This window comes from Pseudomonas sp. KH_027, assembly GCF_057838565.1.
The window spans coordinates 3,374,857-3,386,924 of sequence record NZ_CM174470.1; the positions used below are offsets into that span (position 1 = coordinate 3,374,857).

Genomic DNA, 12,068 nt, shown 5'->3' on the forward strand with positions numbered 1-12,068 from the left:
TCCGCCCAAGCCGGCCGAGGTTGCCAGGCAGAAACCGACACCAAGGGCCACAAAGGCGCCGGCCTCAGTCAACACCGACTCGCCGCACGGGAAACAACCGGGGCAGGTCCACTGAGCAACCCGCCCCGCCAACGCCCGTCACTTGCCGGTCTTGATCCGCGTCCAGGTTCGCGTACGCAGGCGCTCCAAGCTCGGCGGCAGCATTTCCACCGAGTACAGCTTGGCGCGCATCTCGGCCGGTGGGTAAACGTTGGGGTTATCGCGCAGATCCGCCGAGATCAGTGGGTCCGCCGCCTGATTGGGGTTGGCATAGGCCACATAGTCGGAGATCGGCGCCACCACTTCCGGGCGCAGCAGGTAGTTGAGGAAGGCGTGGGCCTCGTCGATATTTTTCGCATCCCGCGGGATGGCCAGCACATCGAACCAGGCGGCGGTGCCTTCCTTCGGGATGCGGTACTCGACCTTCACGCCGTTGCCGGCTTCCTTCGCCCGATTGGCCGCCTGCATGGCGCCGCCGGACCAGGCCAGGGCCACGCAGATTTCGCCATTGGCCAGGTCGCTGACGAACTTCGACGAGCTGAAGTAGGTCACGTAGGGGCGCAGTTTGTTCAGATGCTCCTCGGCCTTTTTGTAGTCTTCCGGGTTGCGGCTGTTGGGCGACAAACCGAGGTACTGCAACACTTCCGGGATCACTTCGGTCGGCGAGTCGAGGAAGGCCACGCCGCACTGCTTGAGCTTGGCCAGGTTTTCCGGTTTGAAGATCAGTTCCCAGGAATCCAGCGGCGCCTCCTCACCGAAAATCGCTTTGACCTTGTCGACGTTGTAGGCGATGCCGTTGGTGCCCCACATGTAGGGCATCACGTACTGGTTGCCCGGGTCCTTGGCCGCCAGCACCTTGAGTAGTTCCGGGTTGAGGTTCTTCCAGTTCGGCAGCTTGCTCTTGTCCAGCGGTTGGAACACTTCGGCCTTCATGTAGTTGGGCAGAAAGCTGTCGCTCGGTACCACCAGGTCGTAGCCGGAATGCCCGGACAGCAGCTTGGCCTCCAGCACTTCGTTGCTGTCGTAGACATCGTATTTCGGCTGGATACCGGCTTCCTTCTGGAAGTTTTGCAGGGTGTCCGGGCCGATGTAGTCGAACCAGTTGTAAATGCGCACCACCGGCTCGGCGGCGGCGCCCAGCGACGTCCCCAGCAAGGCGACAGCCAGGGCATGGCGAATCAGGTCTTTCTTAAGCATTTCTCGCTCCTCCGGCACCGCCCTGCTGGGCAGCGGCCTCATAACCTTGCAGCACATTGACCGCGTTGATGCCGATGGCTTCGACCGCATAACCGCCTTCCATGATGAACAGGGTCGGCAGCCCCAAGGCGGCGATGCGCGCGCCCATCGCCAGGTAGTCGGGGGAATCGAGCTTGAACTGGGAGATCGGATCGTCCTTGTAGGTATCCACACCGAGGGAGATCAGCAACGCATCCGGGGCATACGCCGCGATCTTGCCGCAGGCGTCGTCCAGCGCGGCGCTCCAGGCGAGCCAGCCACTGCCCAGCGGCAGCGGGTAATTGTGGTTGCAGCCTGCGCCGGCACCCTCGCCGCGCTCATCGGCGTGGCCGAGGAAATACGGGTACTCCTCCAGCGGATCGCCGTGAATCGACGCGAACAGCACGTCGCTGCGCGGATAGAACAACTCCTGAGTGCCATTGCCGTGGTGGTAATCGACATCGAGGATCGCCACGCGCTTGGCGCCCTGATCGAGGAAGGCCTGGGCGGCGATGGCGACGTTATTGAGGAAGCAGTAGCCGCCCATGAAGTCGCTACCGGCGTGATGGCCCGGTGGCCGGCACAGGGCGAACGCCGTCTGGGCGCCCCGGCGCATCTGGTCCTGGGCGGTCAGTGCGACCTGCGCCGAGCTGTAGATCGCCTGCCAGGTGCCGGCGGTGATCGGCGCCTCGGTATCGAAGCAATAGTGGCCCAACTGGCCGATCAGGGCGCTCGGCACCGGCCCGTCACGCCGCAGCCGGCGGGCGGGAAAGGTCGAGGGCAGCAGATCGCCGCTATGCCCCTGCGCCGCCCAGCGCGCCCAGGCGCCCTGGAGAAACTCAAGGTAAGCCGTGTCGTGAATACGTTGGATCGGCGCCAGGCCAAAGTCTTGCGGCTCGATGACTTCGCCCAACGCTTGTTGACGCACCCGCGCCAACACCTGATCGGCGCGACTGGGCATTTCAAAACAGGGTTGCAGCTGACCATCGACCAGTTCCGACTGGCCATGGTGGAGACGGTGATCGTCGCTGTAGACGGTCAACATAGGAAACCTCGCATTGTGCTTGTCGTTGGGCTGCCGGAGTTGCCGGCCTGGGTACATTCTGTACACACGGGGGCCGCGATCAGAACGCTGTGCATGGCCAAAAGGGGATCTATACGGCCAAAATCTATGGCCGCATGATGCGCCTGACAAACCATTTCCATCTCCGTGAGCCATGCGTCCGCGCGCCTGGATTCCGGCTCCGCGGCCGGAATGACGGAGGTTTTAACCGATACTGTTGATCCATCCCGTCATTCCCGCGAAGGCGCACTACTACCCGGGATAAATTGGCAGGTCCGTAGGGTGGGTTAGCCGCGTAGCGACGTAACCCGCCAAGGGTGCCGACAGGCACCGCTGCTTGCGCTCCGGATGGTGGGTTACGCCTGTGTGTTTGGCCCGGACACATGTGGCTAACCCACCCTATTGATCTGATCTGCGATGTGGCTGACCTTAGTACGTAATCAGTGCTTGGCCACTACACCCGAAAATAACTCGGCGGCTGCCCGCTCCAGCGCAGGAAGGCATGCCGCAGGCTGGCGGTTTCGCTGAAGCCGAGTTCTTCGGCGATGCGGTAGATCGGCAGTTCGCCCTGTTGCAACAGCTCCTTGGCGCGGGTGAAGCGCAGCTCGTCGAGCAGTTGCTGGTAGCTGGTCTGTTGCTGTTGCAGGTAGCGGCGCAGGCTGCGGGCCGAGCAGTTCATTTGCCGCGCCAACTCTTCCAGCCCCGGTGGCTGCTGCAGGCGCTGCGCCAGCAAGCCACGCACACGCTCGAGCCAGGCGCGCTTGGCGGCGAACTCGACATTCTGCCGGCGGCATTGTTCGAGCATTTCCAGGTGGGTGACCGGGTCGGCCAATGGCAAGGGCTGCTGCAGCCAACTCGCCGCGAAGCCGATGGCGCTGCGCGGCTGCCGGAACTGCAACGCGCAGGCAAAACCTTGCCCATACGCCTCGCGCAGACCGGCGGATTCGGGGTAGTCCAGTTGTGTGGCCAGCAGCGGCAGCGGCTGCCCGAGCAGGTCGGCGCAAATCACCTTCAGCGAGCCCAGGCACAGCTCGGTATTGAACGGGCGCAAGGCCTCATCCTCGCCATAACCGGTGGCCACCAGCCAGGCACGCTCCCCTTCGAGTTGCAGGCTCAAGTGGAAATAGGTGCCGAGCAACACCGGGTAGCTCAGGCCGATGCGCAATGCCTCGCCAAGGGTTGGTGCGGACAGCAAGGCATAGCCGAGCAGACCATAGGCGGAGATCCGCGTGCGCAGGCCGAGGCGCATGCCCAGCGCCGGCTGCGGGCTCAAGCGCAAGGCATTGGCGAACACCTGCTGCTCCTGCAGGGGGCTGATCAGCCGCTTCAGCCCGCGCAGGTCGGCCTCGGAAATGCCGCTGCCCTCGAGCAGCGCCCCGGCCGACTGGCCCTCGCCTTGCAGCAGCGCCACGGTCAGCGCCGACATGTGCAGCGAGTTGAGCCAGGACGAGCGGGAAAAAAGCGGATCGGGCATGGTGTGCTCAGCTCAGCGAAAACGGCGCCTGGTCCTGACGACTCAATTCAACTGCTCCTTGCGCCGGTAGGGGAATACATCGATCACCTTGCCGGCGCGGATCGCCTCCTGCAGCCCCTGCCAGTATTCGGCCTGATAGAGATCGCCGTGCAGCTGGCTGAACAGCCGGCGCTGGCCACTGTCTGCGAACAGGAACGGCGGGAACTCCTCCGGGAACACATCCAGCGGGCCGATCGAATACCAGGGCTCGGAGGCCATTTCATCCTCCGGGTAGCGCGGTGGCGGAATACGGCGGAAGTTCGCCTCGGTCAGGTGGCAGATCTCGTCGTAGTCGTAGAACACCACGCGGCCATGGCGGGTGACGCCGAAGTTCTTCAGCAACATGTCGCCAGGGAAGATGTTCGCCGCCGCCAGCTGTTTGATCGCCAGCCCGTAATCCTCCAGCGCCTCGAGCACCTGCGCTTCGTTGGCGTGTTCCAGGTAGATGTTCAGCGGGGTCATGCGCCGCTCCGTCCAGCAGTGGCGAATCAGCACGATGTCGCCTTCCAGCACCACCGTGGACGGCGCCACTTCCAGCAGTTCGGCCAGGCATTCCGGCTCGAACTTGGCTTTCGGGAAGCGGAAGTCGGCGAACTCCTGGGTATCGGCCATGCGTCCGACGCGGTCGACGCTTTTGACCATGCGGTATTTCTCGATCACCGTGGCGCGGTCGACGTTCTTCGACGGCGAGAAACGGTCCTTGATGATCTTGAACACGGTATTGAAGCCCGGCAGGGTAAACACGCTCATCACCATGCCACGTACGCCGGGGGCCATGATGAAGCGGTCGTCGGTGCTGGCCAGGTGGTTGATCAACGCCCGGTAGAACTCCGACTTGCCGTGCTTGTAGAAACCGATCGAGGTGTACAGCTCGGCAATGTGCTTGCCCGGCAGGATACGCTTGAGGAAGCCGACGAACTCCGCCGGAATCGCCACATCGACCATGAAATAGGAACGGGTGAAGGAGAAGATGATCGACACCTCCGCCTCGTCGGTGATCAGCGCATCGATCTGCACGCCCTGCCCCTCGCGGTGCAACAGCGGGATCACCAGCGGCCACTGTTCATCGCGGGTGTAGATGCGTCCGACCAGGTAGGCGCCCTTGTTGCGATACAGCACCGAGGAGAACAACTCGATGCACAGCTCCGGGTCCTTGCACACCCAGTCCGGCAGGTTGGTGCGCAATTGCGTTTCCAGACGCCGCAGGTCGCGCGGCAGGTCTTCATACGGCACGCTGAAACGGTAATCGGCGAACACCTGTTCGAGCATGCTGCTCAGGTTGACCTGCGGCTGGTAACTGCGGGTTTGCGCGGCACGCTCATGGCTGCGCAACGAGGGCCGCGTGGTGTGGATGAACATGCAGCCATCGCTGATGCAGTCGTGGCTGAACAGCCCGCAGAAGATCGAGTTGAACCAGGTTTCCGCCAGTTCGTCGTCGAAGCGGCTGTCGATCAGGTTGATATAGGCGCTTTTCACCAGGGGCCAGAGCTGTACATCCAGCAGCACCTCGGCGTTGATCGCCTGGTGCAGGCGCGCGCCGACTTCGCTGACCTTTTCCTCGTACAGATTGATCCGCGCGGCCGAGGCGTTCTGGGTTTCCTGCCACTGCGCCTGCTCGAAACGCGCCCGCGCGCCGTCGGTGATCTGGCGAAAGTGCTCCCGATAGTCGTCGAAGCCGTCGAGGATCAAACGGGCGATATCGGCGGCTGGCCATTGCTGTGGCATAGGAGAGTCTCTGCAGGGAAACGAACGCCGAGCTTAGCCAGATGCCGCGCCAAGAGAAAGTCAGGCGATGCCTTGCGCCCGCAGAAAATGCTCGAGAAAGTCGATAAAGGCCTGCACCTTGCGCGTCGCCCGCCGATGGCTGGGGTAAACCGCCAGAATCAACGGCCCGAAAGCGTCCGGGTCGAAGTCGTACTCCGTCATCACCTGCAGCAACTGACCACGCTCCAGATAAGGCTTCACACTCCATAACGGGCAGCTGTACAGGCCAACCCCCATCAGGGTATTGGCCAGCAGCAGGTCATAGTTGTCGCTCTGCAGGCGCGCCACCGGCTGGGACACACGCAGGCGCACCCCGGCCTGGGAGAGCCACCAGTAGCTCTGGTCGAGTGCCGAATGGCGGTAGATCAGCCATTGGTGGCGGTCGAAGTTTTCCGGGCTGACCGCTGCCGGATTTGCCGCCAGGTATGCCGGGCTGGCGCACAGCACGATACGGTTCTGCCCCAACGGCTTGGCGATCAGCCCCGGCAGGTCGCTGCGACCCTCGCGCAAGGCCAGGTCATAACCGCTCTCGACCAGATCGACGAACGCATCGGACAGGTCCACCCGCAGCTTGATCTGCGGATGGGCGGCGAGGAAACCGGCACAGGCCTCATCGAGAAATGCCCGCCCGAAGGCCAGCGGTGCGGTCACCTTCAAATTGCCATGCAGGCTGTGCTGCAACTGGCCGATCTCCTCGCCGGCATCATGCAGGCGCTGCAGCACCTGGCGCACGGTTTCCAGATAGAGCCGGCCAGCTTCGGTCAGTGTCGTATGCCGGGTGCTGCGTTCGAACAGTTGCGCACCCAGGTCGGCCTCCAAGTGGCTGACGGCCTTGGTCAGGGCCGAGGGTGTCTTGCCCAGCTGTTCGGCCGCACGGCTGAAGCTGCCGTGTTCGGCGGTGGCGACAAACATGCTCATGGCGCCGAGCTTGTCCATGTTGCTTTTCCTATTTGGCAAAAAAGTTTTGCGCAGCAGCGGTGTTCTGCCAGCCTGCGCCAGGCGCTAGTCTCGCGGACATCTCAATAAAAACAAGAGAGTGCCCCGATGCAACGCTTTATTCCAAACCTGTTGGCCGTCGCACTGGCTTTTTCCTCGATGGAAACCATGGCCGCCGCCGATTTGCTGCTGTTCAACGGCAAGGTCTTCACCGCCGAACCCGGCCAGCCATTGGCCCAAGCGGTGGCCGTGGAGAACGGCAAGATCCTCAAGGTCGGTAGCGATGCCGAGATCAAGGCCCTGGCCGATGCCGATACGCAACAGATCGATCTCGCCGGCAAAGTACTCATGCCGGGCATGATCGATACCCATAGCCATCCGGTGATAGCCGCCTACGACAGCCTGGGCTCCAACCTGTATGACGAAGTAAAACCGCTCCCCGAGCTTGAGCAATGGATCCTCGCCGAGGATCAGGCCGGTCACGCGCGCCGGGCCGACGTGATCAGCATTGCCGGGGTCAGCTCAGCCTATTGGGAGCAAAGCCGTGAACTCGGCAAGGTCTTCAACCAGGGCCGCTGGGCCAAGCAACCCGTGGTGCTGAACGGCATTGACGGCCATACCGGCTGGGCCAATAACGCCATGCTCAAGCGCGTGAAGATCGACGCCGCGCTGGTAAAAAGCCTGCCGGAGAAAGAGCGCAACTATATCGGTCACGCAGCCGACTTCACACCCAATGGTTATTTAGCTGAAAACGGCTGGGATCGGGTCCGTAGCCAGCTCCCCGAGCCCACCGAAGAGGTCATGCTGAACGCCGCCCGCGAGGCCGTGAAGGTCAACAACCAGTACGGCGTCACCGCCTGGATGGATGCGGCGGCCAACGCAGGCAACGGCGACTCGCTGTTCGAGTTGCGCCCCACCGAACAGGATCTCGGTGTTCTGCCGCTCTACCGCAAGCTCGCGGAAGATGGCGAACTCAGCGCCCACGTCGCCGCCCTGCTGATCACCCATCCACAAAGCAAACCAGCCGATCTAGCCGTGCTGGCCAAGGTCATGCAGCAGTTTCAAGGCGTGCCGAACCTGAGCTTCCCCGGCATCAAGGTGTTCGCCGACGGCATTCTGGAGTTCCCAGGACAGACCGCCGCGGTTATCGACCCATTCAAAAACAGCCTCAAGCAAGGGGAACTGCTGATCGACCCGGCGCACTTTGGCGAACTGGTGGTGGCCGCCGAAAAACAGGGCTGGATCATGCACATGCATGCGGTTGGTGACCGTGCGGTGCGTGAATCGCTGAACGGCTTCGAGTATGCCCGCAAGCTCAACCCAACCCCGGTGGCGCACAGCATCAGCCACCTGCAACTGGTCAACCCCAAGGAGTTTCCACGCTTCAAGCAGCTCGGTGTGATCGCCTCCATGCAACTGCTCTGGGCCACCGCCGAGACCTACACGGAAGAGTTGGTCAAACCCTATATCAGCGCCTTCGCCTACCAGTACCAGTATCCGGCGCGCTCGCTGCACCAGGCCGGTGCGATCATTGCCGGCGCCAGCGACTGGCCGGTGTCCAGCCCCAACCCGTGGAACGCCATCGCCCAGGCCAGCACCCGCAAGGGCCCGCTCGGGGTGCTCAATAGCGCCGAGAGCATTGACCGCGAAAGCATGTTCTACGCCTACACCCTCAACGCGGCCAAGGCCCTGCGTCTGGAGCAGCAGATCGGCTCCCTGGCGCCCGGCAAACAGGCCGACCTGATCGTCCTCGACCGCGATGTCTTCAACGTCAGCGAAAAGGACCTGTTCGACACCCAAGTGCTGCGCACCTTTTTCGCCGGCAAGCAGGTCTACGCCCCCGCGTCCTGACCATCACCCCACTCGCTGCGCCTGAACAGCCCGGCTCCTCGCTCTGCGAGGGGCTCGGCAAAGCCTTGCCCGAATCTGCCCACATACTCACAACAACAGGGAAATTTGCATGAAAGCGCTACCGACTCTCGCCCTTGCCACTTTGGCTCTGGCACCGCTGTGCAGCACCCAGGCGATCGAACTGAATGATCAGTTCACCCTCAGCATCACCCCCACGATCATCAGCGATTACCGTGCCAGCGGCCTTTCGCAAACCCAAGGCGACCCGGCCGGCCAATTGAATATCGTGCTCAGCCATGTCAGCGGTCTGTATGCCGGCGTGTGGACCTCCAACGTCGACTTCGGTTATGAGTCCAAGACCCGCCAGGAAATCGAGTACTACGCCGGTTACTACTGGCAAATGACGGATGACATCAGCCTCGACACCTTCTACACCCAGTATGAATTCCCACGCGAAAGCCAGTTCAACCAGAGCGATGTGCAGGCCACGTTGGATATCTACGGCGTGCTGCTCGGCGGCAAATACGTCAGCAACGTAAAAGGCCCGGACTACGAGGACGAGGACGGCAATTTTCACACGGGCGATCAGGACGAGGACTTGGCCTCGGCCTTTATTGGCTACCGCACCCAGCTGCCGGCCGACATCGGCTTCGAAGCCCGCTACGAATACGTCGACTACAAGGACGACGTATTTTTCAGCGACGACGGCAGCAGCCGCCCCGACTATCGCAACTGGGAAATCAAACTGAGCCGCGACCTGATCGGCGTGACCTGGGGCCTGAGCTACATCGACACCGACCTGTCGAAAACCGAGTGCCAAAGCTTTATGGGTTTCGACGACCTGTGCGGCGCGACGTTGGTGGCCAGCGCCAGCAAGACCTTCTAACCGGGCGACAGCACCACTGTGCGCGACGTGCGCCAGGCGGCGTTGAAGTCCGCCGCGGATACGCATTCCCCCCAGCACTCCGCGCGCCAGCGCCACATTCGAGATCCGTTGCGCGGCGACGTTGGATCGCGCAGGCGTAGCCATCGGCGGCAGGCGCGCAAGGCCGACTGGCCAGTGGTTCGCAAGCCCACACGACAAAAACAAGAACATCAGCCTGCCTCCCGAGGAGCACACCGCAATGACCCAGGTCAACGACAGTCCGCAGCGAAACCCTCTGATCGAGACCCGCTCGATCGATTACATCCCCGAGGCCGAGCGCCATGGCAGCCTCTATAGCCAGTTCACCCTTTGGCTCGGCGCCAACCTGCAGATCACTGCGATAGTCACCGGCGCCCTGGCCGTGGTGCTGGGCGGCGACGTGTTCTGGTCGCTGATCGGCTTGCTGGTCGGCCAGCTGTTCGGCGGCGCGGTGGTGGCCCTGCATGCCGCGCAGGGGCCCAAGCTCGGGCTGCCGCAGATGATCTCCAGCCGCGTGCAGTTCGGGGTCTACGGCGCGGCCATCCCGATTGTGCTGGTGTGCCTGATGTACCTCGGCTTCAGCGCCACCGGCGCGGTATTGTCGGGACAGGCCATCGCCCAGTTGATCGAGGTCAGCGACAGCGTCGGCATCCTGATCTTCGCCTCCTGCATCGCGTTCCTGACCATGTTCGGTTATCGGGTCATCCATCTGGTCGGCAAGGTCACCAGTGTGCTCGGCATCCTTGCCTTCGCTTACCTGTTCACCCGCCTGATGACGCTCAACGATATCGGCCTGCTGCTGGAGAACCGCCACTTCGACTGGCGTTCCTTCCTGCTGGCGGTGTCCCTCTCGGCATCCTGGCAGATCGCCTTCGGCCCCTATGTGGCCGACTATTCGCGTTACCTGCCAAGCAAGACCTCATCCTGGAAGACCTTCACCGCCGTCGGCCTCGGCACCGTGCTGGGCGCCCAGGCCTCGATGGTGCTGGGGGTGTTCGCGGCGGCGTTGGCCGGCACGAATTTTCGCGGCCATGAAGTGGCCACCATAGTCGGGCTGGGCAGCACCGGGGTGATGGCCGCTCTGCTGTATCTGAGCGTGGTGCTCGGCAAGGTCACGGTTTCCACCCTCAACGCCTATGGCAGCTTCATGTGCATGGCCACCGTCATCAGTGGCTTCCGCGGCCGCCTGCAGATCTCCGCCGTGCAGCGCATGTTGTTCGTGCTGGCGATAGTCGGCGCGTCCACCGCTCTCGCTCTGCTCGGCCAGAACTCGTTTCTGAGTGCGTTCAAGTTCTTCATCCTGTTCCTGCTGACCTTCTTCACGCCCTGGAGTGCGATCAACCTGGTTGACTACTACTTCATCAACAAGGAGCGTTATGACGTGCAGGCGCTGTCGGACCCCAATGGCCGCTACGGGCGCTGGAACGTGCTGGGGATCAGCGTGTATGTCACCGGTGTATTGGTCCAACTGCCCTTCGTCGACACCCACTTCTACACCGGGCCGATGGTCGCGCAATTCGGCGGTATCGATATTTCCTGGATCGTCGGTCTGCTGGTGCCAGGCATCCACTATTACCTGGTGGCCAAGACCTCCGCCCTTGCCGTGCCGCCTGAACGTACCCAAGAGGCCTGAGTGAAACTCCGCCGGCGTAGCCGGCGGGCGTTGCTGGACCATCGAGGAAGGCCGTGCGCCTGGCGATAAGCGCCAGCAGCGTGGGCGTCGATGCCTGGGGTAAAGCCGGATGAGGGGAGCAGCCCTCTGATAAGCCGCATCGGCCGCGAGTTTGAAAGCGTTTTTCGGATTGCCTTAACCCGGTGACCCGGCAACACTCTCGCCTCCGTTGCAGGCCTGGAGATTGCCGTGAGACCCGTCGATTACGTCCGCTTATTGCTACTCGCCGCCATCTGGGGCGCCAGCTTCCTGTTCATGCGGATCATCGTGCCGGTGCTCGGCCCACTGCCGAGCGCCTTTTTCCGTGTCTCGCTGGCGGCTGTCGGCCTGGTGGCGATCCTGCTGGTGCTGCGGGTGAGCTGGGATTTCCGCGGCAAGTTCAAATACTGCCTGCTGCTCGGGGTGATCAACTCGGGAATTCCCGCCGCCCTCTATTGCGCCGCGGCCCAGGTGCTACCGGCCGGCTACTCGGCGATTTTCAACGCGACCACGCCACTGATGGGCGTGATGATCGGCGCGCTGTTTTTCGCCGAGGGCCTGACCCCGAGCAAAGCCGGTGGCGTGTTGCTAGGGCTGCTGGGCGTCGGTCTGCTGACCCGGACCGGGCCCGTGGCGTTCGATGCGCAACTGCTGTGGGGCGCCGCGGCCTGCTTGATCGCCACCACCTGCTACGGGTTTGCCGGCTTTCTCACCCGTCGCTGGCTCGGTCCGAATGGCCTGGATAACCGTCTGGCCGCCTGCGGCAGCATGTTCGGCGCAACCCTGTGCCTGCTGCCGCTGTTCGCCTACTCCAGCATCAGCCAGCCGCCGGCCAGCTGGGGCGGCAGCACGGTGTGGCTGTCACTGGCGGGCCTGGGGCTGGTCTGCACCGCTTACGCCTATGTGCTGTATTTCCGTCTGATCAGCGACATCGGCCCGGTCAAGTCGACCACCGTGACCTTTCTGATTCCGCCTTTCGGGGTGTTCTGGGGTGTGCTATTGCTCGACGAACAACTGTCCTGGGCCTACGTCTACGGTGGCGTACTGATCGGGCTGGCGCTGTGGCTGGTCGTGCGGCCGAGCACGCCGAAGGTGGAGGCGAACCCCGCCAAGGCGTGAGCCGAACAGCGAG

Annotated in this window: 9 protein-coding genes; 4 read left to right on the forward strand and 5 right to left on the reverse strand. The window is 62.9% G+C overall.

Annotated features, from left to right (window positions below; genetic code table 11):
• Window positions 1–138: 138 nt before the first annotated feature.
• From AC3IYG_RS15805 to AC3IYG_RS15825, 5 genes are all read right to left on the reverse strand, one after another.
• Complete coding sequence (locus AC3IYG_RS15805) at window positions 139–1,236, reverse strand: extracellular solute-binding protein (protein WP_489309941.1); 1,098 nt, start codon at window positions 1,234–1,236, stop codon at window positions 139–141.
• The gene (locus tag AC3IYG_RS15810) at window positions 1,229–2,299 is read right to left on the reverse strand and encodes a histone deacetylase family protein (RefSeq protein WP_489309943.1); all 1,071 of its coding nucleotides are present in this window, start codon (window positions 2,297–2,299) and stop codon (window positions 1,229–1,231) included. The genes AC3IYG_RS15805 and AC3IYG_RS15810 overlap by 8 nt, the downstream gene beginning before the upstream one ends.
• A gap of 472 nt (window positions 2,300–2,771) precedes the next feature.
• Window positions 2,772–3,791, reverse strand: a complete 1,020-nt coding sequence (locus AC3IYG_RS15815; protein WP_489309945.1) for an AraC family transcriptional regulator — start codon at window positions 3,789–3,791, stop codon at window positions 2,772–2,774.
• Window positions 3,792–3,833: 42 nt separating this feature from the next.
• Window positions 3,834–5,555 (reverse strand): bifunctional isocitrate dehydrogenase kinase/phosphatase, encoded by a 1,722-nt coding sequence (gene aceK, locus AC3IYG_RS15820; RefSeq protein ID WP_489309947.1) that lies wholly within the window; start codon window positions 5,553–5,555, stop codon window positions 3,834–3,836.
• Between the two features lie 60 nt (window positions 5,556–5,615).
• On the reverse strand, window positions 5,616–6,530 hold the full coding sequence (locus AC3IYG_RS15825; protein ID WP_489309949.1) for a LysR family transcriptional regulator: 915 nt from the start codon (window positions 6,528–6,530) through the stop codon (window positions 5,616–5,618).
• Window positions 6,531–6,638: 108 nt separating this feature from the next.
• Here AC3IYG_RS15825 and AC3IYG_RS15830 point away from each other — a divergent pair, with 108 nt between their 5' ends.
• The 4 genes from AC3IYG_RS15830 (at window position 6,639) to AC3IYG_RS15845 (ending at window position 12,055) form a co-directional block, all read left to right on the forward strand.
• On the forward strand, window positions 6,639–8,381 hold the full coding sequence (locus AC3IYG_RS15830; protein ID WP_489309951.1) for an amidohydrolase: 1,743 nt from the start codon (window positions 6,639–6,641) through the stop codon (window positions 8,379–8,381).
• Between the two features lie 109 nt (window positions 8,382–8,490).
• The gene (locus tag AC3IYG_RS15835; RefSeq protein WP_489309953.1) at window positions 8,491–9,267 is read left to right on the forward strand and encodes a TorF family putative porin; all 777 of its coding nucleotides are present in this window, start codon (window positions 8,491–8,493) and stop codon (window positions 9,265–9,267) included.
• Between the two features lie 238 nt (window positions 9,268–9,505).
• Window positions 9,506–10,918 carry a purine-cytosine permease family protein gene (locus AC3IYG_RS15840; protein ID WP_489309955.1) on the forward strand — a complete coding sequence of 471 codons (1,413 nt, stop codon included), beginning with the start codon at window positions 9,506–9,508 and terminating at the stop codon, window positions 10,916–10,918.
• Between the two features lie 228 nt (window positions 10,919–11,146).
• Complete coding sequence (locus tag AC3IYG_RS15845; protein ID WP_489309957.1) at window positions 11,147–12,055, forward strand: DMT family transporter; 909 nt, start codon at window positions 11,147–11,149, stop codon at window positions 12,053–12,055.
• The last annotated feature ends 13 nt before the right edge of the window (window positions 12,056–12,068 follow it).